Annotated in this window: 20 protein-coding genes; 9 read left to right on the top strand and 11 right to left on the bottom strand. The window is 71.4% G+C overall.

Going from position 1 to position 22,598, the window contains the following annotated elements; translation table 11 throughout:
• Both ACWDX9_RS04050 and ACWDX9_RS04045 read right to left on the bottom strand, forming a co-directional pair.
• Nucleotides 1–1,242 (bottom strand): MFS transporter, encoded by a 1,242-nt coding sequence (locus ACWDX9_RS04050; RefSeq protein ID WP_449948779.1) that lies wholly within the window; start codon nucleotides 1,240–1,242, stop codon nucleotides 1–3.
• Between the two features lie 122 nt (nucleotides 1,243–1,364).
• The gene (locus tag ACWDX9_RS04045; RefSeq protein ID WP_449948777.1) at nucleotides 1,365–2,408 is read right to left on the bottom strand and encodes a hypothetical protein; all 1,044 of its coding nucleotides are present in this window, start codon (nucleotides 2,406–2,408) and stop codon (nucleotides 1,365–1,367) included.
• An 89-nt stretch (nucleotides 2,409–2,497) separates the two neighbouring features.
• Here ACWDX9_RS04045 and ACWDX9_RS04040 point away from each other — a divergent pair, with 89 nt between their 5' ends.
• The 3 genes from ACWDX9_RS04040 (at nucleotide 2,498) to ACWDX9_RS04030 (ending at nucleotide 5,441) form a co-directional block, all read left to right on the top strand.
• The gene (locus ACWDX9_RS04040; protein WP_449948774.1) at nucleotides 2,498–3,025 is read left to right on the top strand and encodes a SigE family RNA polymerase sigma factor; all 528 of its coding nucleotides are present in this window, start codon (nucleotides 2,498–2,500) and stop codon (nucleotides 3,023–3,025) included.
• Complete coding sequence (locus ACWDX9_RS04035) at nucleotides 3,022–4,170, top strand: hypothetical protein (RefSeq protein ID WP_449948772.1); 1,149 nt, start codon at nucleotides 3,022–3,024, stop codon at nucleotides 4,168–4,170. Before ACWDX9_RS04040 ends, ACWDX9_RS04035 begins: the two co-directional genes overlap by 4 nt.
• Before the next feature lie 302 nt (nucleotides 4,171–4,472).
• The gene (locus ACWDX9_RS04030) at nucleotides 4,473–5,441 is read left to right on the top strand and encodes an aldo/keto reductase (protein ID WP_449948769.1); all 969 of its coding nucleotides are present in this window, start codon (nucleotides 4,473–4,475) and stop codon (nucleotides 5,439–5,441) included.
• A 95-nt stretch (nucleotides 5,442–5,536) separates the two neighbouring features.
• On the opposite strand, the gene thpR is transcribed toward ACWDX9_RS04030, so the two are convergent.
• The 4 genes from thpR to ACWDX9_RS04010 form a co-directional block, all read right to left on the bottom strand.
• Complete coding sequence (gene thpR, locus ACWDX9_RS04025) at nucleotides 5,537–6,094, bottom strand: RNA 2',3'-cyclic phosphodiesterase (protein ID WP_350738481.1); 558 nt, start codon at nucleotides 6,092–6,094, stop codon at nucleotides 5,537–5,539.
• Between the two features lie 52 nt (nucleotides 6,095–6,146).
• Nucleotides 6,147–7,370: an MFS transporter gene (locus tag ACWDX9_RS04020; RefSeq protein WP_449948767.1), complete on the bottom strand. Its 1,224-nt coding sequence runs from the start codon at nucleotides 7,368–7,370 to the stop codon at nucleotides 6,147–6,149.
• Nucleotides 7,371–7,393: 23 nt separating this feature from the next.
• On the bottom strand, nucleotides 7,394–7,846 hold the full coding sequence (locus ACWDX9_RS04015) for a MarR family winged helix-turn-helix transcriptional regulator (RefSeq protein WP_355376980.1): 453 nt from the start codon (nucleotides 7,844–7,846) through the stop codon (nucleotides 7,394–7,396).
• A gap of 117 nt (nucleotides 7,847–7,963) precedes the next feature.
• Complete coding sequence (locus tag ACWDX9_RS04010; RefSeq protein WP_449948762.1) at nucleotides 7,964–9,406, bottom strand: NCS2 family permease; 1,443 nt, start codon at nucleotides 9,404–9,406, stop codon at nucleotides 7,964–7,966.
• An 83-nt stretch (nucleotides 9,407–9,489) separates the two neighbouring features.
• Between ACWDX9_RS04010 and ACWDX9_RS04005 the strand changes: the two genes are divergently transcribed.
• Together ACWDX9_RS04005 and ACWDX9_RS04000 are read left to right on the top strand one after the other, a co-directional pair.
• Nucleotides 9,490–9,699 (top strand): DUF2530 domain-containing protein, encoded by a 210-nt coding sequence (locus ACWDX9_RS04005; RefSeq protein WP_449948760.1) that lies wholly within the window; start codon nucleotides 9,490–9,492, stop codon nucleotides 9,697–9,699.
• 93 nt (nucleotides 9,700–9,792) lie between these two features.
• Complete coding sequence (locus ACWDX9_RS04000) at nucleotides 9,793–11,241, top strand: alpha/beta hydrolase (RefSeq protein ID WP_449948757.1); 1,449 nt, start codon at nucleotides 9,793–9,795, stop codon at nucleotides 11,239–11,241.
• Between the two features lie 52 nt (nucleotides 11,242–11,293).
• Here ACWDX9_RS04000 and ACWDX9_RS03995 read toward each other — a convergent pair whose 3' ends face one another.
• Nucleotides 11,294–14,326: a sacsin N-terminal ATP-binding-like domain-containing protein gene (locus ACWDX9_RS03995; protein ID WP_449948755.1), complete on the bottom strand. Its 3,033-nt coding sequence runs from the start codon at nucleotides 14,324–14,326 to the stop codon at nucleotides 11,294–11,296.
• Between the two features lie 56 nt (nucleotides 14,327–14,382).
• Nucleotides 14,383–15,183, bottom strand: coding sequence for a DUF3027 domain-containing protein (locus ACWDX9_RS03990; RefSeq protein WP_449948753.1), 801 nt, complete (start codon nucleotides 15,181–15,183; stop codon nucleotides 14,383–14,385).
• A gap of 125 nt (nucleotides 15,184–15,308) precedes the next feature.
• Between ACWDX9_RS03990 and ACWDX9_RS03985 the strand changes: the two genes are divergently transcribed.
• Nucleotides 15,309–16,823, top strand: coding sequence for an MFS transporter (locus ACWDX9_RS03985; RefSeq protein ID WP_449948750.1), 1,515 nt, complete (start codon nucleotides 15,309–15,311; stop codon nucleotides 16,821–16,823).
• An 11-nt stretch (nucleotides 16,824–16,834) separates the two neighbouring features.
• Here ACWDX9_RS03985 and ACWDX9_RS03980 read toward each other — a convergent pair whose 3' ends face one another.
• Both ACWDX9_RS03980 and ACWDX9_RS03975 read right to left on the bottom strand, forming a co-directional pair.
• Nucleotides 16,835–17,230 carry a cold-shock protein gene (locus tag ACWDX9_RS03980; protein WP_397229517.1) on the bottom strand — a complete coding sequence of 132 codons (396 nt, stop codon included), beginning with the start codon at nucleotides 17,228–17,230 and terminating at the stop codon, nucleotides 16,835–16,837.
• Nucleotides 17,231–17,319: 89 nt separating this feature from the next.
• Entirely contained in the window at nucleotides 17,320–17,940 is a 621-nt protein-coding gene (locus ACWDX9_RS03975) for an HAD family hydrolase (protein WP_449948747.1), read from the bottom strand.
• A 101-nt stretch (nucleotides 17,941–18,041) separates the two neighbouring features.
• Here ACWDX9_RS03975 and ACWDX9_RS03970 point away from each other — a divergent pair, with 101 nt between their 5' ends.
• Both ACWDX9_RS03970 and ACWDX9_RS03965 read left to right on the top strand, forming a co-directional pair.
• Nucleotides 18,042–18,437 carry a hypothetical protein gene (locus ACWDX9_RS03970; RefSeq protein WP_449948744.1) on the top strand — a complete coding sequence of 132 codons (396 nt, stop codon included), beginning with the start codon at nucleotides 18,042–18,044 and terminating at the stop codon, nucleotides 18,435–18,437.
• A 56-nt stretch (nucleotides 18,438–18,493) separates the two neighbouring features.
• On the top strand, nucleotides 18,494–19,111 hold the full coding sequence (locus ACWDX9_RS03965; RefSeq protein ID WP_449948742.1) for a TetR/AcrR family transcriptional regulator: 618 nt from the start codon (nucleotides 18,494–18,496) through the stop codon (nucleotides 19,109–19,111).
• Here the strand turns inward: ACWDX9_RS03965 and ACWDX9_RS03960 are convergent.
• Entirely contained in the window at nucleotides 19,104–19,967 is an 864-nt protein-coding gene (locus tag ACWDX9_RS03960; protein WP_449948740.1) for a hypothetical protein, read from the bottom strand. The two genes, ACWDX9_RS03965 and ACWDX9_RS03960, sit on opposite strands and share 8 nt — an antisense overlap.
• 45 nt (nucleotides 19,968–20,012) lie before the next feature.
• Between ACWDX9_RS03960 and ACWDX9_RS03955 the strand changes: the two genes are divergently transcribed.
• On the top strand, nucleotides 20,013–22,364 hold the full coding sequence (locus ACWDX9_RS03955; protein ID WP_449948737.1) for a helicase-associated domain-containing protein: 2,352 nt from the start codon (nucleotides 20,013–20,015) through the stop codon (nucleotides 22,362–22,364).
• Nucleotides 22,365–22,598: the final 234 nt, after the last annotated feature.

The raw sequence follows: 22,598 nt of genomic DNA, 5'->3' as shown, positions 1-22,598 counted from the left end.
TCATTCTCCTTTGGCAGTGGCGGGGGTACGGAGCACGGTCTTCGGGGATTCGCCCGCCGACCGCTTGACGGTGATGCGTTCCAGGGCCCAGAGCACGACGGTCCCGGCCGAAAGGGCGGCGCCCAGGACGAACACGCCGGTCCAGCCCTCGTACACCCAGACCACGGACGCCAGCGCGGACCCCACCGCTCCCCCGGCGAAGAAGACGGTGAGGAAGGCCGAGTTGATCCGGTTACGGGCCTCGGGCCGCAGCGCGAACAGGACGTTCTGGCTGCTGTTGAGCACCGCCTGATGCGCCAGGTCCAGCACGACCACGCCGGCGACCAGCCAGATCAGGGACCGCGCCCCCGCCGCGAGCGCCAGCCAGGACGCCACCAGCAGCACCGTCCCCGCGCCGGTCACGACCTGTACGTATCCGCGGTCGGCCAGCCGCCCCGCCACCGTGGCGGTCAGCGCGCCCACGACGCCGACCAGCCCGAACAGGCCGATGGCCGACTCCGGCCAGTCGTACGGCGACCCCGACAGCAGGAAGGTCAGCGCCGTCCACAGCACGCTGAACGAGGCGAGGCTCAACGCGCCGATCCCCGCCCGCCACCGCAGCAGCGGTTCGTACCGGAACATCGCCACCGTCGAGCGCAGCAGGCCGAGGTAGGTCAGGCGGCCGCCGTCCCCGCCGAGCCGGGGCAGGAACGTACGCAGCAGCACGGCCATCAGCACCATCAGGGCCGCGTTCACCCAGTAGACCGTCCGCCACCCGCCCAGCTCCGACAGGGCGCCGGACGCGGTGCGCGCCAGCAGCAGCCCGAGCATCAGCCCGGTCATCACGGTGCCGACCACCCGGCCGCGCTCGGCCGGGTCCGCCAGCGTCGCCGCGAACGGCACCACGACCTGCGCTCCCACCGAGGTCAGCGCGGTCAGGGCGGTGCCGGCCAGGAGCACCGTGCCGTTGGGGGCGGTGGCCGACACCAGCAGGAACACCGCGGTCGCCGCGTAGAGCGCCACCGCCAGCCGCCGCCGCTCCACCAGATCGCCGAGCGGCACCAGCAGGATCAGCCCCAGCGCGTACCCGCCCTGCGCGGCCGTCACCACCAGCGCCGCCTGCGAGGGCCCGACGCCGAGCTCCCGGCCGATCAGGTCGAGCAGCGGCTGCGCGAAGTAGTTGCCGGCGACCGCCAACCCGGTCGCCACTGACATGAGCAGGAGCAGCCCGCGCGACAGGCGGCCGTCCGTTCGAGGTCTCATCGCCGTCATGCGGACAGCCTGGGCGATGGAGCATCTATGAGTCCAACGCATGTTTTTCATCGGAACGATCGCGTTTCACGATCGATCATTCCGAGCGGCGTACGGGGCCGGATGGGGTGGGGTCAGCGGGTGCGGCGGGCGATGAAGGTGATGGTGCCCAGGGCGGTCGCGGCGGCGGCGATCCAGATCAGGATGTCCTTGGCCGTTAAGCCGGTCGTGCCCGCGTCGACGGCCGCCTGGGAGGTCGTGCCCGCGTCCTTCGCGGGGGCCTGCCGCGCGGCCGCGGTCGGGCTGGGGGCGGCGGTGGTGGCGGGTCGGGCGGCGTCGGGGATCGTGACGCGGTAGACGGGGCTTCGGGGCCCCTCCGTGCCCGTGAGCAGGGACTTGCCGTCCGCCGTGTACGTGATCGACTCCGCCTGCTTCAGCTCCGGCATCGACACTCTGGTGATCATCTCGCCCGACGGGCGGTAGAGGGTGGCCGAGAAGTACGTGCGGATGACGTACGAGGAGCCGTCGGGGGCGTAGGCGGCGTCCGTGGCCATGAGGGGCGCGGTGGCCACCTTGCGCAGGACGTTCGTCCTGTCGGTACGGAGCTTCTTCGGCGCGGCGTAGACGGACCCCGAGAACTCCTTGGACACGACGTAGAGGCGCCCCGTCTTGGGGTTGATCATGATGCCTTCCGCGTTGCGGCCGCCGTCGGCGTAGCGGAAGCGGTAGCGGGTCGCGGGCAGGGTGGCGTCCTTGATGGTCTGGGGCTCCACCACGCGGTAGATGGAGACGTCCGGCCAGGCCCCGTTGAGGTTGTCGCCGATGTCCGCGAACCACAGCGTGGCCTGCCCCGTGACCGGGTCCTTGGTCGCGGCCATGGCCTCCCAGTCTCTCGCCTGGGCGCCCTTCACCTGGAAGGTGGCCCGCGTCCGCCCCTTGCCGTCCACGGCGTAGAAGGTGGGGCTGGCGGAGCTGTCGTTGTGCGTGTAGTAGGTGTCCGGGTGCGTCGGCGAGACGGCCAGGCCGCTGGACTCCGTGATCTTGGGGTCCTTGAAGGTGAAAAGCTTCTCCATCCCCTCGTCCGCCACCGCCGCACGGGCGGGAACGGTGAACAGCACACAGGTGGCCATCGCCACAGCCCCCGCGGCGGCCAGCGCCCGCATCACTCCATCCCCCACTCCGACATCATGCCCCACGAGTCGCCGCCCAAGACCGACCTCCAACGCCGCCGCTCGTGTCCGCGTTGATAGCGGGTGGAAGGAGACGCATGGACCCATATGAGGGCTTCAGGGAGTTCGTCCGCGGACGCCAGCACGCGCTGATGCGTACCGCGTACCTGCTCACCGGCGACGCCCAGCAGGCCGAGGACCTGCTGCAGACCGTTCTGATGCGGACGGCCAGGCACTGGCGGAAGCTGATGAAGGACGGCAATCCGGAGGCGTACGTCCGCAGGGGGCTCGTCAACGAGCACATCTCCTGGCGGCGGCGCAGGCGGGCCAAGGAGACGCTCACCGCGTACCCGCCGGAGATCGGGCACGGGGCCGGACCCGAGGACGCGAGCCTGCACCGCATGGCGCTGCAGCGGGCTCTCCTGCGCCTGACGCCACGGCAGCGGGCCGTGCTGGTGCTGCGGTACTACGAGGACCGCAGCGTCGACGAGACGGCCGACCTGCTCGGCTGCTCGCCCGGCACGGTCAAGAGCCAGACCAGCCACGCGCTCGGCCGCTTACGCGACCTCGCCCCCGAGCTGGCCGAACTGCTTCACGACGTCGATCCCGAGGAGGTCTACCGATGACCCGGTTCCGTGACGAGCTCCAGCTGATCGCCGCCCAGGCGCCCGAGGTCGACCTGGCCGAGCGGGCGGTGCGGGGGGCACGCAGGTGGAAGGCGGCGACGTTCGGCTCGGCGCTGGCGTCGCTGGTCGCGGCCGCGCTCACCGCCACCGTCCTGATCACCACCCCGGGCGGCGCCACCATGAGCGGCGAGATCGCGAACGTGCTCCCCGCCTCCGGCGTGGACCCGGCCGCGTACGCGTACTACGACTTCTGCGGCAGGGAGTGGGACTACCGGAAGAACACCAGGACCTTCGGCAAGGAATGCGCCCAGTGGCGGCTGGTGACCCGCACCGGCGGGAGCTTCCGGATGCCCGAGGCGCTCAGCGTGTACACCGAGCAGACCCCCGAGAACTACATGAACACCGGCGGCCCCCTGACGATCTCCTCGGACGGGAGGCGGGTGGCGTACTACAGCGAGAAGGACCAGAAGTTCGCGGTCCGGGACCTGGCCGACGGCCGGATCCGGCTCACCCCGCAGACCGTCACGCGGGAGACGATGGTGAAGAACGGGATGGTGCTGGTGCTCTCACCTGACGGGCGCCACCTCGGCCTGCTGGGCGGGACGAGCTCCGTGGTGGACATGGAGACGGGCCAGGTGACCGAGATCCCCGAGGGGTGGCGCGTGCGGCGGATCGGCAACGGCGGGAGCCCGGTCGTGGTCAGCGACGACGAGGACCGGCTGGGGGTGTTCGACGGCGGGCAGGTGACGCCGTTGAACAAGACGTCGCGGCAGGTCAGCGAGCTGTCCGCGGACGGGCGCACGGTGGCCTACCTCGACGGCGAAGAGATCAAGGACCATTTGGTGACCCGCCCCGTCGACACGATCGTCACGCTCGACGTCACCACCGGCAAGGTCCTTTCCAGGGCCAAGTTCACCGACGTCCCGAAGGACGTCCGCGGCCCGCGCATCGGCGGCTGGCACAGCTCCACGGAAGTGGTGATCAGCGACAGGGCAAGCAGCGGCACCTGGGGGGGCAAGAAGGGCGGCGTGCCCACGCTGGGCGAGGTCACGTACGCGATCGACGTCAACACCGGGCGGATCCGCAAGCTCGCCGAGTACACGTACAAAGCCTGGGCGGGCGACCTGTCCCTCCCGGGTTTCTAGCCGACGAGGACCCGACCCACCCTGGCGCTGTGGCGGTGGAAGCCGGTGCCCTGGAGCACCACCAGGAGCCCGTTGGCCACCCGCCATGGCCACCCACAGGCCGGTGATCCCCTGTGTCATGCTTGCCGAGGGCCGAGGTGACCACCAGGGAGCCGACCATGCCCGCGACCATCGCCAGGAACAGCGGCACGGCGGCGCGGAGAAAAGCGATCATGAAGCGCGGAGGTCCGTCAGCGCTCCATGGGAGATCATGGACCTGGTGTATGGCCTGGAGTGCACTCCAGGTCTTTAGGGTTGAAGTCATGGATTACGTCAACCTCGGACGCAGTGGCCTGCAGGTGAGCCCGCTCTGCCTCGGCACCATGAACTTCGGCCCCCTGACCACGGAGGAAGACTCCTTCGCGATCATGGACCGGGCGTTGGAGCTGGGGATCAACTTCTTCGACACAGCCAACGTGTACGGCTGGAAGCTGGGCGAGGGCATCACCGAGCAGATCGTCGGCCGGTGGTTCGCCCAGGGCGGCGGGCGCCGGGAGAAGACCGTCATCGCGACCAAGCTCAACGGCAAGATGAGCGACTGGCCCAACGACCAGAAGCTGTCCGCCCTCAACATCCGCAGGGCCTGCGACGCCTCGCTGAAGCGGCTGCAGACCGACTACATCGACATCTACCAGGCGCACCACGTCGACCGGGACACCCCGTACGAGGAGTTCTGGGAGGCGATGGACGTCCTGCGCCAGCAGGGCAAGATCATCTACGTGGGGTCGTCCAACTTCGCCGGCTGGCACATCGCCAAGGCCCAGGAGGCGGCCGCCCGGCGTAACGCCAACGGCCTCATCAGCGAGCAGTCCCACTACAACCTGCTCACCCGCGCGGTCGAGTTGGAGGTCCTGCCCGCGTGCGAGGACTACGGGCTCGGTGTGATCCCGTGGAGCCCGCTGGCCGGCGGCCTGCTCGGCGGCGTGCTGCGCAAGATCGACAAGGGCCGCTCGGCCTCCGAGCACATGGTCAAGCAGCTCGAGAAGCACCGCGACAAGATCGAGCAGTACGAGAAGCTCTGCGACGAGCTGGGCGAGGACCCGGCGTACGTGGCCCTGGCCTGGCTGCTCAAGCAGCGGGCGGTGGTCGCGCCGATCATCGGCCCGCGCACCCTGGAGCAGCTCGAGGGCAGCCTGCGCACCCTGGAGATCGACCTTGACGAGGCCACGCTGGCCCGTCTCGACGAGATCTTCCCCGGGCACCGCACGGCCCCCGAGGACTACGCCTGGTAGATCAGCTCACCAGGGCGCCGACGACGACGATGAGCAGGAGCAGGCCGAGCACAATCGGTAGCAGCCACATGCGAGGACGATCCACGGTCTGGAGCCTAGCTCTGCCCGGAGGGTGCGAGCGCCCATTCGGCGAGTGACTCGTACCTCACCTGGGGCCCTGTGTGACTGCGGACGAGACGGACCTGCTCCGCCCGCCACGGCGAGCCGCTGAACCCGGACAGCGACTCGACCAGCGGGCGCAGGTCCGTCTCCGTCTTGGCGCGGGCCAGCGTGAGGTGCGGGTGGAACCGTTTCTCATCGGTCTGTACGGCCCCGGCCCGCCGGGCGCCCGCCTTGACCGAGTCCGCCAGCCTCGTCATGGAGTCGCCCGTGACGCCCACCCAGAAGACCCTGGCCCGGCGGGCGGAGGAGAAGGCGCCGAAGCCGGTGAAGGCCAGGTCGAGGACGCTGTAGCGGTGTACGGCGCGGGCCAGGCGCTCCTCCAGCTCGGGCAGCACCTGCTCGGGCACCTCGCCGAAGAAGCCCAGCGTGATGTGCCAGGTGGCACGGTCGGGCCAGCGCAGCCCCGGCACCTGCCCGACGTGCGGCGCGATGGCGCGCGAGATCTCGTCCAGGATCTCGTCGGGCGGCACCAGCGCCGCGAACAGCCTCATACCACCTGATTGTCTCGTGCCCACCTGCCGCCTGGGCCCCAGGGGTGGGGGCTCAGGCGACGGCGAGCGCCGGCTTCGCGACGCGGGCGGTGATCAGGCGCGTCACCAGCATCGCCAGCCCGGTGCCGACCAGCACCAGCACGCCGGACAGGATCACACCCGCCCGCGGCCCGCCCAGCTCCGACAGCCAGCCGATGAGCGGCGCGCCCACGGGAGCCCCGCCGGTGAACACCAGCATGTAGATCCCCATGACCCGGCCCCGCATGTCCGGGGACGTGGCGATCTGGACGCTGGCGTTGGCGGCCGTGTTGATGGTGATCAGCGCGATCCCGGTCGGGATCAGCAGCAGCAGGTAGACGGGGTAGAACGGGGCCAGCCCGGTGGCGATCTGGAAGAGCCCGAACCCGAGCGCCCCGGCCATCAGCACCTTGCGTGACAGGCGCGCCCGGCGCGCCGCGAGCAGCGCGCCCCCGAGCGCCCCCACCGCGAACATGCTGGAGGCCAGCCCGAACGAGGACGCCCCGGCCTTGAACACCTCGCGCGCCATGAGCGCGATCGACATCGAGAACGACTGCGAGAACATCGACACGAACCCGATCAGCAGCACCGGCATGAGCAGCTCTTCGCGCTCGATCACGTACCGGAGCCCCTCGCGGAGCTGGCCCTTGGCCCTGGGCACGGGCGCGGCGGGGTTCAGCTCGGACCTGCGCATGAAGACCAGGCTGGAGATCACCGCGCCGAAGGTCGTCGCGTTGATCAGGAAGATGGGCCCCGTGCCGCCGAGCACGTAGATCAGCACACCGGCGAGCGCCGGGCCGACCACGCGGGCGAGGTTGAAGATGGAGCTGTTCAGCGCGATGGCGTTGGACAGGTCGCGCCGGCCGACCATCTCGACCACGAACGCCTGCCGCGTGGGCACCTCGACGCAGGAGATCAGGCCGAGCAGGAACGCCATCACGTACACGTGCCAGACCTGGGCCGAGCCCGTCATGGTGAGCACGCCGATGGTCAGTGCCAGGGTGGCCATGAGCGACTGGGCGGCGATGAGGATGGGCCGCTTGGGGTAGCGGTCGGCGAGCACGCCGCCGAACATCCCGAAGATCAGCATCGGCAGGAACTGCAGCGCGGTCGCCGTTCCGAGCGCCGCCGCGCTGCCGTGGGTGAGGTCGAGCACCAGCCAGTCCTGGGCGGTGCGCTGCAGCCAGGTGCCGACGTTGGAGACGATGCCACCCGCCGCGAACATGCGGTAGTTGGGAATCCTGAGCGACCGGAACATCCCGGTCTTGGGTTCTTCAGGCTCTATATCCTGCTGAGCTTCTCCAGAATCGGCGCCGCCTGCCGCAGCACCGCCCGCTCCTCCGGCGAGAGCTCCTTCAGCCGCTGCGTCAGCCACGCCTCCTTGCGGCGCCGCTCCTCCTTCAGCAGCTTCTCGGCGGCCTCGGTGATCGTCACGGTCACCTGTCGCCGGTCGGTCGGATGTGGGCTGCGCGAGACCAGTCCGCGCTCCTCTAGGGCGGCGATCACGCGCGTCATCGAGGGTGGCTGAACCTTCTCGAGCTCGGCCAATTCGCCGGGGGTTATCCCGGAATGCCGTTCCACCGCGGCGAGCGTCGCGAACTGTGTGGGAGTCAGCGAGTGGGCTGCCGCCTGTCGTCGTAGGCGCCTGGTCAGCCTTGCCATTGAGACGCGCAGGGCTGAAGCCAGGCCGGCGTCGCTGCGCAGGTCCGTCTTGGGCTGGGGTTTGGTTAGCATGTGTCATTACCTTTGCTAACTATACGGCATGTCGAGAAATTTCCGAAAGCAAATATCTGGTACCTCCTTGGTACCTCGAAGCCGCCCCGCACGCGCAGGGCGGCTTCAGGGACGTGCTCAGATGCCGAAGAGCACCCGGATCGGCCCGATCGCGAAGTAGACGACGAACAGGATCGTGACCCCCCACAGCAGCGGGTGGATCTCGCGCGCCTTGCCCCGCACGGCCTTGATCAGCACGTAGCTGATGAAGCCGGCGCCGATGCCGTTGGAGATCGAGTACGTGAACGGCATGATCACGACAGTGAGGAACGCCGGGATCGCGATCTCGAAGTCATCCCAGTCGATGTCGCGGATCGAGGTCATCATCAGGAAGCCGACCACGATCAGCGCGGGCGCGGCGGCCTCGTACGGGACGACCGTGACGAGCGGCGCGAAGAAGATCGCCACGAGGAACAGCAACCCGGTGACCACGCTGGCCAGACCGGTGCGGGCGCCCTCGCCGACTCCGGCGGCCGACTCGATGTAGGTGGTGTTGGAGGAGACGGACCCGGCGCCGCCGGCCGCCGCGCCGATCGAGTCGACGAGCAGGATCTCCCTGGTACGCGGCAGCGTCCCGTCCTCCTGCACCAGGCCCGCCTGGCGGCCGACGCCCACGATGGTGCCCATGGTGTCGAAGAAGTCCGTGATGAGCAGGGTGAAGACGAACAGCACGGCCAGCAGCACGGAGATCCTGCTGAACGCGCCGAACGGGTCGAACTCCGTGAACAGCGTGAGCGGGTTGTGGAAGCCGAAGATCTGGTCGGGGACCGTCGGGACGTTCAGCTGCCAGCCGCCGGGGTTCTTGGCCGAGAACTGGCCGGACTTGGTGATCAGCTCCACGACGATGGCCAGCACGGTGGTGCCGACGATGCCGATCAGGATGGCGCCCTTGACCTTGCGCGCCACCATCACGGCCGTGACGAGCAGGCCGATCACGAACACGAAGATCGGCCACGAGGTCAGGTTGCCCCCGATGCCCATCTCCAGGGGCGGCCCGGCGGGCACGCGCCGCACGAAGCCGGCGTCCACGAAGCCGATCAACGCGATGAACAGGCCGATGCCCACGCTGATGGCGGTCTTGAGCTGGGCCGGGATGGCGTGGAAGACCGCCGTCCGAAGCCCGGTCAGCACCAGGATCGCGATGATGACGCCTTCGAGGAAGACCAGGCCCATGGCCTCTTCCCAGGTCATCACCGAGGCGATGTTGAAGGTGACGAAGGCGTTCAGGCCCAGGCCCGCCGCCATCGCGAACGGCACCCGGCCGACGACGCCCATGAGGATCGTCAGGATGCCCGCCACGAAGGCCGTCCCGGCGGCGACGAGTGCCACGTTGGGCGTCGTGCCGTCGCCGATGACCTGCTTCTGCACGTCTGTGCCGTTGGCAATGATGATGGGGTTCAGCACCACGATGTAGGCCATGGTGAAGAACGTGGCCAGGCCGCCCCGCACCTCGCGGGAGACGGTCGAGCCTCGTTGGGAGATTTGGAAGAAACGGTCGATAGCGTTACGAGTGTCGCTCACGACGCGAACAGTGACAGGCAGGATGAGCTGCGGAAAGAGTCGGTAATGAGATCGAGACCCTATTGCAAGCTAGGCTGGACAACGTGAAGCAGTGGCATCCCGATCCGGAGCCGATCAAGACCAACGACACGGCCGCCGTCGCCGTCGGCACCGCGGTCTGGGCCGTCGTGCTGATCGCCCTGTTGATCTTCCGTCCCGCCCCCGAGAACACCTGGTGGATCTGGACCTGCGTGACCGGGATCGGCTTCGGGCTCTTCGGCATGTGGTTCGTACGCCGGCGGCAGCGAAACTGACATTCGTCATCTCCAGCGCTTCGCTGAAGTCATCCGGATGTGGTGTTTTCACCCACTACCTCGGCTTATCCCGGCTTCAGCATGCTTGTCAGCATGAAGAAGGCCATAGGGACAGTCCTCCTGACCGCGGTGGTGCTCGCCGGTTGCGGCACGGCCGACCGGCCCGCCCAGGAGCCGGGTACGGTCGCGTGGAGCACCTGCACCGACCTCATGGGCCCGGACGGCAATCCGGCGCCCCCCGCCCCCGGCGTCGAGTGCGGCAAGCTCCAGGTCCCGCTCGACCACGCCAGACCGGACGGTGAGAAGATCGGCCTCGCGCTCATCCGCGTCAAGGCCACCGGCGACCGCCTCGGCTCGCTGGTCTTCAACTTCGGCGGCCCCGGCGCGTCCGGCGTGGACACGATGGCGCAGGCCGCCAGGGCGTTCGGGAGCCTGGGCACCCGCTACGACCTGGTCAGCTTCGACCCGCGCGGCGTCGACCGCAGCTCCGGCGTCAGGTGCGGCGGCCAGATCGCCAAGCTGCTCGCGTCGACGACCGAGGCCGACGGCGACCGGCTGGCCGGGGAGTTCGCGGCGGCGTGCCGGCAGGACTCGGGCAAGCTCCTGCCGTACGTCGGCACCGTGAACGCCGCCAAGGACCTCGACCTGCTCAGGACCGCGCTCGGCGACAAGCAGCTCAACTATTTCGGCCTCTCGTACGGCACGCACCTCGGCGCCGTGTACGCCACCCAGTTCCCCAAGAACGTCGGCCGCTTCGTCCTGGACAGCGCCTTCGACCCCACGGTCACGTGGGAGCAGCGGGCGGTGACGCAGGCGGAGGGCTTCGACCACGCGTTCCAGGCGTTCGCCGAGGACTGCGTCGCGCAGAGCTGCGAGCTGGGCGCCGATCCCGCCGCCGTCGAGAAGGCGGTCGTGGGCCTGCTCGACGGGCTCAAGGACAAGCCGCTCAAGGTGGGGGACCGGGAGCTCACGTACGGGCTGGGCCAGCTCGGCGTCATCACCCCGCTCTACGCCAAGGCGTCCTGGCAGGTGCTGGAGCAGGCCGCCGCGGCGGCGATCAAGGGCGACGGCACGGCACTGCTCATGCTGGCGGACGCGTACACGGGGCGCAGGGCTGACGGGACGTACACGACGATGATGACGAGCCTGCAGGCGATCAGCTGCGCCGACACCACCGAGCGGCCCACCGCCGCCGACGTCGCCAAGGTCAACGACCGGGTAGAGAAGATCTTCCCGGTCCTGTCGGTGGAGGGCTCGGGCGCTCCCTGCGCCCACTGGCCGGTGCCGGGCGACAACGCGGCCAAGCGCATCGACGCGACCGGCTCCGGGCCCATCGTGGTCATCGGCGGCAAGGGCGACCCGGCCACGCCCTACCAGTGGGCCACCCGGCTCACGGACCAGCTCAAGACGGGTGTCCTGGTCACGTACGAGGGCGAGGGCCACGGGGCCTACCTGACGGGCAACGCGTGCGTCATGCGGACGGTGGACGCGTACGTGCTGGAGGGCAAGGTGCCCGCCAGGTCCACCGCCTGCGCGGCCTGACGCTCCGGGGAGGCACCACGGGGGCGCCTCCCCACCGAGCGGTCAGGACAGGTCAGGACAGGTCGGACTCGGCGAGCAGGAGAGGCACCGACTCCGGGTCACGCAGCAGCGCGGCCACCGCCAGCCGGTCGTTCCACTGGCCGGTCGCCCAGGCCAGGCCGCGGGCGAGCCCGTCGAGGCCCGTGCAGTGGACCATGCCCTCGAAGAAGCGCCACGTGCACTCCGCCCCGTCCACCAGCAGCTTCTCGTGCTCCACGTAGCTGGTGGGCGCCGTCGGCAGCAGTGCCTGCACCTCCGGGGGCACCGGGCGTACCTGGCCCTGCGAGGTGACCTCCCCGGAGGTCAGCTCCCCGGCCAGCGGCAGGTCGAGCAGCTCGGACAGGGACTCCGCCAGGTCGTACGGGGCCAGCACCAGCGGCCGGTCCACCACGAGCTGCAGCAGGTCGGGCGCCTCCACCACCACCACGTCCTCCGCGGCGGCCACCACGATGGAGCCTGCCAGGACCGCGCGCACTCTGGACGGCGGGGCCACCCGGGACGGGTCCACGCCCGCCAGCGCGACCCACAGGGCCCGCAGCTGCGCCCGGTCCACCTCGACGGCCGGGTCGGCCATCAGGTCAAGAAGCTCCTCGGGGCCTCCGTGGGAGGCGAGCAGCTCGGACAGCGTCGTGCGCACCCCGAGCATCGACAGCGCGGCCTCGTCGAGCCCCGCGGGCGCGTCCGCGTAGAGGCCCTGGAGCAGCGGGTCGGCGCCGGGCAGCCGCAGCTCCAGCGGCTTGCGCCCGTCGAGCACCGGGTGGTTGGCCAGCCACCACGCCGTGTAGGACGGGACCTCCACGCCGGCCACCCGCAGCGGGTGGAGGGCGGCCCGCAGCGGCGGGCGGCTCAGCAGCGCGAGGGCGGCCGGCCAGTCGGCCACCAGCTCCAGGTCGCGCACCGCCAGGAACTCCGGCACCATCGGCGGCACGCCCAGCTCGGGCAGCAGGTCGAGCACGTGGTCGAGCCAGTCGTCCTCGCCGTCGAGGTCGTGGTCGCAGTCGTCCTGGTCGAGCAGCACGTCCGCCTCGTGGACGGTCGCGAACCCGTCGAGCACCCCGGCCGCGGCGAGCACCCGCGCGCCGTACTCCTCCTCCAGCTCGGAGGCGGCCACTCCGAGGTGCGTGCCGGGCTCCAGGAGCCCCGCCAGCGCCCCGTCGGCCAGCATGAGCTCACCTGCGGGGTAGAGCTCGCCGTCGGTGCCGCGCAGGGCCAGCTCGGCCAGCCACGGCGCCTCGCCGGGCGCCAGCGCCGAGGCCTCCACCAGCGACAGCACGGCCCGCGCCACCGGCTCCGGGTCGGGGTTGTCGAGCGACTGCGCGACGGCGGCCTTGGTCAGCGGGTCTTCGAGGATCGTGCGCGGCGTGGCCTCGGCCGCGCCCAGCCTGAGCAGCGCGGGGTGGGCCGCCTCGGGGTGCACGATGCGCAGCCCCAGCGGGCTGAGGTCCAGCTCGGCCCCGCCGTCGGTGAGGATCAGCGTGCCGCGCGGCCCGCGCACCAGCCGGCCGTCGGTCAGCGGCACCGGCAGGGCGCCCAGCGACTCGGGATCGTCGGCGGGCAGCACCTCGTAGAGCGAGCGCCACCACGACGGCTCGCGCGCCTCCACGGCCTCGCCCGACAGCAGATCGATCACGTCGGCCAGCTCGACCCTGCGCACGCCCAGCGCGGCCATCGCCGGATGCCTGGCGGGCCATCCGGCGGGCAGCAGGCCCGGCACGAAGGCCGCGACCGCCGCGAGCAGCTCGGCAGAACCGGCGGCCACCACAGCGGCCTCCTGGCCCGCGACCACCCATCCGTCGTCCCCGGGCTCACGGGCGGGGTGCTCGACCTGCCACTGCGCGTCGGGCTCGTAGACCTCCGCGTCGGCGAAGGACGGGGTCTGCACGGCGGGCGCGGGCGCGGACAGCGCCGGCAGCAGCGGCGTCGAGGGCAGCCTGGCCAGCACGGCCCGGCGGATCCTGGCGTCCAGCTCGCCCTTGCCCATCAGCGACGGCACCAGGTCGAGCAGCTTGGGCGTGCGCGGCAGCTCCTGGAGCAGCCGGACGTAGGCGTCGGCCACCCGCTCGACCAGGAAGTCGGCCAGCGGCCCCTTGGCGAAGTGGCGCCGGTCGGTGGCCATCGGGAACGACGCGATCAGCAGCGCGGGCAGGTCGAGCGGCTCGTCGCTGGGCGTCGGCGCGTGCACCACCGGCGGCACCGCGGCGGGCAGCGGCCCGGGCTCGCCGGTGCCGGTGAGCGGCACCGCCCAGCGCAGCGACCAGTAGGGGCGGGCGCGCTCCTCGGTGGGCCGGTCGGTGAAGAGCCGGCTCACCTCCTCGGCCGTGAACTCCCCCGACTCCGAGACCACGTGCCAGCCGTCGGCGGCCACGGTGCGGACCGACCCGTCGAGGTCGATCTCGATGGCCTCCAGCGCCGGCAGGCCGAGCAGCAGCGCCGGGCTGGTCTCGGCGAGCATGACCCGGACCGCGTCCACGCAGACCGGGTCGCGCAGCGGCAGGCGTACGACGGTGTCGAAACCCTCGGGCACGTCGAGCGGCGGCGCGTCGAACGGCAACCTGAGCAGCGGAACGTGCCCCGAACGGCCGGCCAGCTCGCCCGCGAGCGCGGGGATCTCCGCCACCGCGGCCGTGGTCTCCGAACGCGACCAGCGGACCGCGCCGCTGCCACGCGAGCAGATGGCGGGCTCGTCGCAGACCGAGACCACCGCGGCGAACCCGACGCCGAACCGCCCGGCCGCGCCCACTTCGTCGCGTTTGCCGGAGACGCGCAGCGTCGACAGGCCCTCGACACCGGTCGCGTCGAGCGGGGCGCCGGTGTTGGCGGCCGTCAGCACGTCGCCCCTGAGCGTCAGCCGCAGCACCCCCGGCACACCCGCGCGCAAGGCCGCGTCGGCGGCGTTCTGGGCGAGCTCGACGATCAGCCGGTCCCGGTAGCCGCCGAGCGCGAAGTCCTCTTCGGCGTTGGCGTCTTCGCGGAACCTCGCGGGCGAGGCCGTCCACGCGGAGAGGACGGCGGCTCGCATCCGGTCAGTGCCATAGGTGTCGGTCATCGATCACGATCCTGGTAGAGGGGTAACGGCCACGCGTAGGTTAGCGGCCTGCTCTGTCAGGAATGGCCGAGTTCTTCGGAGGCCGACTCGTCGACCGATCCCGCCTCCTCCTCCATCAGGTCATAGCCCAGGTCGTCGAGGATAGGCGTGGCCTGCTCGACGGTCGGCGGCAGGACGGCGGCCTCGGAGTGGGCGCCGCAGCCGTGGTCGGCGGCGACGACCTTGCCGTCGTCAGGAGCGTACTCATTGGCGCAGACCCCGAACGTCTGCCGCAAGCCACCCGCCAGCGGCCAGTAGAAGCCGCAGGTGGAGCATTGCGCGGGAGCGGCGTGTGCGATCGGCGTGTGCGGCCCGTGCTCGCCCGAGTGCCAGCGTCTGGCCGCCAGGTCCTTGCCGATGGCCGAGAGCACACGTGCCCGGCCCAGGCCGTACTCGAAAACCGCCTGTTGGTCGCCGTCGTCGTCGGTCTCGGTGAAGCCCGGCGTGAGCCTGTCGTCGTCCTCAGAGGTCGGCAGCAGGTCGCCCACCCCGAGGTCGCCGGGGCGCAGTCGCTCGCTCCACGGCAGCCACTCGGGCGCGAGCAGCGCGCCCGCGCCGGGCAGCAGGACGGCCTCGCTGACCGTGACCTTCTTGGCCCGCGAGGCACGCGTGACGGTGACGGCCCAGCGCCAGCCGCGGTATGCCCGGTCGAGGCAGGCGAAGTAATGGGTGACGATCCGGTCGCCCTCGCCCTCGAACCCGAGGTGCTCGCCGGGCTCGCCCGGCCGCGCGAGCTCCTCGGCCGCGCTGCGCGCCAGATCGACCGCGGCGACACAGGCCTGGTCAGGAGCGGAGACGCGGGCCCTGGTGCGGCTCATCGGGGGCCCTCCGCCGAAAGGTGCTGTTCGCTCACACTTCATTCTCACCCATGGGCGGACCTGAGAGTCCCACAACGGGGGATCCCGCACCGAGATCGCGGACGAATCAGGTAAGACTGGTATGCGTGGAGGGAGGCTGGGGCCGGGCACGCGACATCTCGCGGCGGGTGGCACGCGGGGCCGCCGACGCGGGACGCGCCACCGTGCGCGCGGGCAGGGCCACGGCCGGCGGCACGGCCAGGGCGGGCAAAGCCACGGCAAAAGGCGCGCGAAAAGTCGGCAAGGCCACCCGGCGCCTCACGTACGCCAACGGCGCCGGCCGCACCGGGCTCGGCCGCCTGATCGAGCTGTCGGCGGGCAACAGCGCGAGTGACGCGCTGGTCACGGTGGCACTGGCGAGCACGGTGTTCTTCGGCGTGCCCGTGGGCGAGGCCCGCGGCTCGGTGGCCCTCTACCTGGTCATCACGATGCTGCCGTTCGGGCTGCTGGCGCCGTTCGTGGGGCCGATCCTCGACCGGTTCCGGTCGGGGCGGCGCTACGTGATGGCGGGCACGCTGTTCGGGCGGGGGCTGCTCTGCTTCGCGATGGCGGCCGCGGTGGGCCCCGGCGACCTGCCCACGCTGTTCATCGGGGCGCTGGGCGTGCTGGTGCTGTCGAAGGCGTACAACGTGTCGCGGGCCGCGATCATGCCGAGCGTGCTGCCCGCGGACATCACGCTGGTGTCGGCTAACGCGCGGGTGGCGCTGTTCACGTTAGTTTCCGCGGGGGTCGCGGTGCCGCTCGGCGCCGGGCTGACCGCCTGGCTGGGCAGCGCGCTGGTGCTGCGCGTCGCGATGGTGGCGTTCCTGCTGCTGGGAGTCGCCGCCGTACGGCTGCCGCGCCACATCGACTCGCCCGACCTGGAGGAGGAGGGAGCCGCGCCGCGCTGGCGCACCCTGCTCAAGGTGGGCCCCGCGGTGGCCGAGGCCGTCTGGGCCAACGTGGCGCTGCGCGTCTTCTCCGGGTTCCTGCTGTTCTTCCTGCTGTTCCTGGTGCAGGACAAGGCGGTGCCCTGGCTCGCGGCCGGGCAGTTGCAGGATCCGTTCTTCGACATCCCCAAGACGATCGCGCTGCTGGCGGCCGCGGCCGGGCTGGGGGGCCTGGCCGGCGCCGCCGTGGCCAACTGGACGCGTAATCACTCGCCGCAGCTGATCGTGCTGGTCACGCTGGCCGTGACCGTCGTGACCAGCATCGCGACCGCGATCTTCTTCGGCCTGTGGACCGCGCTGGCCATCTCGCTGGTCACGGCCTTCGCGCAGGAGCTGGGCAAGCTCGCGCTCGACGCGATCGTGCAGCGGGAGATCGGCGAGGAGGTGCGCTCGTCCACGTTCGGCGTGGTCGAGGCGATGCTCCAGCTCGCCTGGGTGTTCGGCGGCCTGGTCGGGCTGGTGCTGTCGCTGGCGGAGAGCAGCGTGGCCGGGCTGGTCACGCTGGCCGTCGCGCTGACGGCCACGCTCGGCTGGCTGCTGATCGCCAGGCGGCGGCGCGTGCGGGCGACCGACGACAAGCTGCGCAGGCAGCGGGCCGAGGCGGGCGGTCAGGAGCTCCAGCTGACCGACACGCTCGACCCGACCAAACCCCTCACCAATCCGAACACCTGACGCCGGAGGTCTCAGGCGTCGAGGTCGTCGGCGACGGCCCTGAGCACCTGCGCGATTTTCTTGGCGTGGGCCGCGTCCGGGTGCTTGCCCCGCTGGTAGGACGTCGAGACGTCGTCGAGCAGCTTGATCAGGTCCTCGACGATGACGACCATCTCATCCGGCTTCTTCCGCTTGGCCTTGGGCTTGGGCTTGGCCAGCGTCGGCGGCTGCTCGAGAATCCGCACCGAGAGCGCCTGCTGGCCGCGGCGCCCTTCGGCCACGCCGAACTCGACCTTCTGGCCGGGCTTGAGCGGGGCCGCACCTGTGGGAAGCGCGGAGGAATGCACGAAGACCTCACCGCCGTCGTCGCGGGTGAGGAAGCCGAAACCCTTGTCGGCGTCGTACCACTTGACCTTGCCACTCGGCACAGGAGGACCTCGTTCAAACAGTCGAAAAGATGGATGGATGTAGGTTATGCCCCGGAGCGCGCCAGGGCGACCGGGTAAATCCCGGGCAATTACCGGAGTTCATCATGCTTGCGCCAACCTGCGAACCAGGTGGCGAATTCGGTCAGGTTGGCCAGCGCCACATCGGCTCCGTGTTCACGCAGCTCTCCTGCCGTGTATGGACCGGTCGCGACCGCCACGCTCACGGTGCCGCCCGCGCGCGCCGCCTCGATGTCCGCGACATGGTCACCAACATAAGCCGCCGCGCCGAACCGCGCGAGTGCCGATCCCTTCGCGGCTCCGAAAACGGAACCGACCACTTCGTCCACGGCGAGACCGAGCACCTTGACCGTGCCGATGGCGTCCCGCAGGTTCTTGCCGGTCACCACGATCACCCGGCCGCCGCCTGCGCGTACGGCCTCGATGGCGTCGTACGCGCCTGCCATGGCCGTGTGCACCGGCACCCCTATTTGCGGATATATCTCCCTATAAAGGTCGGCGGCCGCGGCGACCTCCTCGGCGGGCAGCCAGTTGGCCAGCTCCACCTCCAGCGGCGGCCCCAGCCGGGTCACCACCGCGGCCGAGTCAATGGGCACGCCCAAACGCACGGACAGCTCGTCGTAAACGGCCGCGATGCCCTCTCGCGTGTCCGCCAATGTCATGTCAAGGTCGAATCCAACGGAAGTCGTCACATGTGCAGGATGCCAAACGCCGTCCAACGACCCGTAACGGCCTCTTGTTGTGGGACCGTGGGAATGGGAAGAAAGGAATTACTTATCGGAGAGGACCGGCCGTGACCAACGCCCCCCAACCGCCGCACGCCGGAGACCGGCTCGTCGCCTCCTCCGCCCCGCCGCGCCCGCACAGACCCGCCCGGCCCGGCGGCCCGACCGTGACGGTCTGGAGCCGGACCGTGTCGGCCCTGGCCTATCTGGTCAAGGTCGCCTCGCGGATGGCGGCGCTGGTCGTGATCCTGTACGCGGTCTTCACGGTGTTCAAGGCCAACCCGGCCAACGTCTGGTACCAGTTCGTCGAGTCGCTCGCAGCCTGGCTGTCGCTGGGCCTGGCCAACCTGTTCCAGCTCGCCGACCCGCGCTGGACCGCGCTGGTCAACTACGGCCTGGCCGCGATCGTCTGGCTGATCATCGGCTCGGCGCTGGCGGGCCTGATCCGGCGCGCCGCTCCGTAAGTGCGGTCCCCGCCACACACTGCGACTACTCTCAAGGCGGAGGTAACAGGATAGATATGACCAGATCGACCCGTGCGCGGATCATCGATGAGGCCCTGCGGCTGTTCGCGGAGCGGGGCTACTCCGCCACCTCCGTGGCGGAGATCGAGGCCGCCTCAGGGCTCTCGCCCGGAGCCGGCGGGCTCTACCGGCACTTCAAGTCCAAGTACGAAGTGCTCGCCGCGGCGATCAACGAGCACGCCGCCCGCACCAGGAGCCAGGTGGCGGAGAGCCTGGCCGAGCTGAGCAGCATGGAGGCGTCGGCGGCGCTGGAAGATCGCCTGTCCCACCTGTGCCGCGCCGGGCTGGCCAAGGTCCGCGAGGAGTCCGAGCTGACGCGGGTGTTCTTCCGCGACCTGAGCCAGTTCCCCGAGCTGGTCGCCGTGGTCAGGGAAGGGCTGCTGCAGCCCATGTTCGACGCGATCGTCACCTGGTTCAGGGCGCAGCCCGAGTACAAGGACATCGAGGTCGACTGGGCCGGCATCTCCGTGGTGCTGGGCGGCTCGGTGGTGCACTACCGGCTGTTCCAGGAGACCGTGGGCGAGCTGCCGGGCTACGCGGACAAGGACCAGTTCGTCGCCGGGTGGGTACGCCTGGCGGTCGGCCTGCTGCCCAGCCCCGCGCCGGTCAGCTGACGTCGAGCAGCCGGTAGGCCAGCCACACCACGCCCAGCCCCGTACCGATCATGAACATGGTGCCGCTGACGCTGTAGAACTGCGCGAAGAACGCCTGTAACCCCGGCTCGCTCCCCACCCGCAGGCCACCGACGAGCACGCCGCCCGCCGAGTAGCCGAGCAGCGGCGCCCCGGTCCCGAGCAGCTTGTCGCGCAGGCTCCAGCTCTCGCTGAACAGCACGAGCACCGCCCCGGCCGCCCACACCAGCACGGGGATCTCGAAGATCGCCAGCGGCGGCAGGTCGAACGGCAGCAGCAGCGCGGCCACCACGAGGACGACCATCGCGCCGGCGTCGCGCGGATGCTCCTTGACCAGGGTCCTGGCGTCCCTGCCGCCGGTCGTCATGGGGTTCGCGCTGGACATGGCCATCCTGCGCAGCCCGGCGAACGGCAGGCCCCGGCCCCTGTCGAGGCTCTCCCTGGCGATCGTCCGGTACGTCTGGACGCCAGGGGGCGCGTCGGCGTCGTCCACGATCGTGGGGAAGCGCCGCGTGGAGCTCTCGTCCCCGGACGGCCGACCTTCCTCGGCGGAGCCGATGGTGGTGCGCATGGTGGTGCGCATGGCAGTGCGCATGGTGGGGACGCCCGCCTCGGCGAGCCGGCGCGCCTCGCGCTCCACCAGCGCCACCGGGTCGCCGAACCTGGCCAGCACCTTCGACACCTCGCGCGCGTTCTGGCTGCCGCGCCGCTCCTCCTCGATCCTGGCGCGCAATCGCTTGGCGAAGTCGAGCCGCTGGTCGGCCCTGAGCACGCCGTGGGCGGCATCGGCCGCCTTGGAGACGTAGTTCAGGACGAGCTGGTCCGCGCGCTCTATCACGTCAAGCAATGCTGCCCCAATCAGGTGGGACATACCATGGCAACGATGGAGTTCACGGAGTGGATCAGGGGGCGCACCGACGAACAGCTACGGGCGCTCGTCTCCGCGCGGCCCGAGCTGATCACTCCGGTGCCCGCGCATCTGGAAGGCCTGGCGTCGCGGGCGGGCAGCCCGTCGGCGATCGCCAGGGTGCTCGACCGGCTCGACCGTTTCACGCTGGCCGTCGTCGAGACGCTGGCCGTACGGGACGGGCCGATGCCCAAGGAGCGGCTGCGCGAGCTCGTGGCCGCGGCCCTGGCGGACGATGACGCGGAGAGCGGGGCGCGCGACGCCGAGCCCGCGCTGTCGGCCGCGCTGGACCGGCTGTTCGAGCTGGCGCTGGTCTACGGGCCCGACGACGCGCTCGACCTGGGGCCCGGCGTGCGCAAGGTGCTCGAGGACCCGGCCGGGCTCGGGCCGAAGGCGGTCGACGCGTTCCGGCATCACGCGCCCGAGCAGCTCGACGAGATGGCCGACGAGGTCGCGCCGGGCACCGAGGGCTCGGGCAAGGAACGGCTGGCGGCCGCGCTGGCGGAGCCCGCCGCCCTGGTCGGGTCCGTCTCGCCCGAGGCCAGGGGCGCGCTCGACCAGCTCGCCTGGGGGCCGCCGACCGGGCGCGTGCCCAACGCCAGGCGGGAGGTGAGCGTGGCCTCCGCCCGTTCGCCCATCGAGGAGCTGCTGGCCAGAGGGCTGCTGGCGGCCACCGGCGAGGAGAGCGTGACCCTCCCCCGCGAGGTCGGCCTCTACCTGCGTGGCGGCCGGGTGCACCGCGGCCTGCTGGCCCTCCCGCCGCCGCTCGAAGGGACGGCGCGCGACCGGAAGCTGGCCGACCGTACGGCGGCCGGACAGGCGTTCGCGTTCGTCAGGTCGGTCGAGGAGCTGTGCGAGCGGTGGAGCGTCGAGCCGCCCGGCGTGCTGCGTACCGGCGGCCTGGGCGTGCGCGACCTCAAGCGCGCGACGAGCGAGCTGGACCTGCCCGAGTGGGCGGCGGCGCTGGTCATCGAGGTGGCGCACGCGGCCGGGCTGATCGCGGCGGGCGGCGGCGTGGACGGCGAGTGGCTGCCGACCTCCGGCTACGACCTCTGGCGGGTCAGGGCGACCGCCGACCGGTGGGTCACCCTCGCGCTCACCTGGCTGCACATGGACCGTGTACCCGGCCTGGTGGGTGACCGGGACGATCGGGACAGGCCGCTCAACGCCCTGCACACCGACCTGCGCCGCTCCTCCGCGCCCGGGGTCAGGGCGGCCACGCTGGGCGTGCTCGCCGCCGCGCCCGGCCTCGCGCCTTCGCGTGACTCGGTCCTCGAACGCCTGGCCTGGGAGCAGCCGCGCCGCCGGGGGCCGCTGCGCGAGCAGCTCACCGAGTTCGCGCTGCGGGAGGCCGAGCAGGTCGGCGTGACGGGACTGGGCGCGCTGTCGGCGCACGGGCGGGCGCTGCTCGAAGGCGGCGAGCCCGCCGAGGTGCTCGCGCCGCTGCTGCCGGAGCCCGTCGATCACGTGCTGCTCCAGGCCGACCTCACCGCCGTCGCGCCGGGGCCGCTGACGAGCGAGCTCAACCGCTGGATGACGCTCACCGCCGACGTGGAGTCGAAGGGCGGGGCCACCGTCTACCGGTTCAGCGAGAGCTCGATCAGGCGGGCGCTCGACGCGGGGCACGGGGGCGAGGAGCTGGTGTCGATGTTGACCCGCCACTCGGCCACGCCGGTGCCGCAGGCGCTGTCGTACCTGGTGACCGACGTGGCCAGGCGCCACGGGCGCATCCGGGTGGGCACGGCCAGCGCGTACATCCGGTGCGACGACCCGGCGCTGCTCGACCAGATCACCGCCGACCGGCGCTCCACCGCGCTGCGGCTGCGCAGGCTGGCCCCCACCGTGATCGCCTCCCGCTCGTCCAGGGCGGCGCTGGTCGACTCGCTGCGTGCGATGGGGTACGCGCCCGTCGCCGAGTCGCTCGACGGCGACGTGATCATCTCGCAGCTCGACAGCCGCCGTACCGAGGGGCTGGCACCGGTCCGCGCCGTGGCGTCGCCCAACGGCCTGGACCCGGAGGTGGCGACGGCGGCCGTGCGCGCGCTGCGGGCCGGTGACGCGGCGCACCTGGCGCGGCGCGAGCCCGTGGACGCGCCGGGCGGGCAGGTGCCGCGCGGGCCCGCGACGGCCACGATCTCGGCCCTGCAGGAGGCGATCAAGCAGGGGGTACGCGTGTGGATCGGGTACCTCGACTCGCAGGGGAACGCGACCTCGCGCATCCTGGAGCCGGCTCGGATGGAGGGCGGCTACCTGACCGCCTACGACGAGACCCGGGCCGCCGTCCACCGCTTCGCCCTCCACCGCATCACCGGCGTCGCCGGCCTCTGACCCCCGGCCTCCGCCGCACCAAGGTCCCGCCGCGCGGGGGTCCCGGCGCGGGGGTCCCGGAGCGGGGGTCCCGGAGCACTGAGGTCCCGGCGCGTTGAGGTCTCGATGCGCGGGGTTCCGGTGTGCGGGGGCTCGCCGGGGTCCCGCGGCCCCGGCGAGCGTCATCGGGGTGGGGTCAGGCGTCCGTGGCGAGGGGCGCGGACAGCGCGGTGACCGTCCGGGCCCGGGCGTCGT

The organism is Nonomuraea sp. NPDC003201, from assembly GCF_053590415.1.
This window is presented reverse-complemented; position numbering and strand designations above follow the sequence as displayed.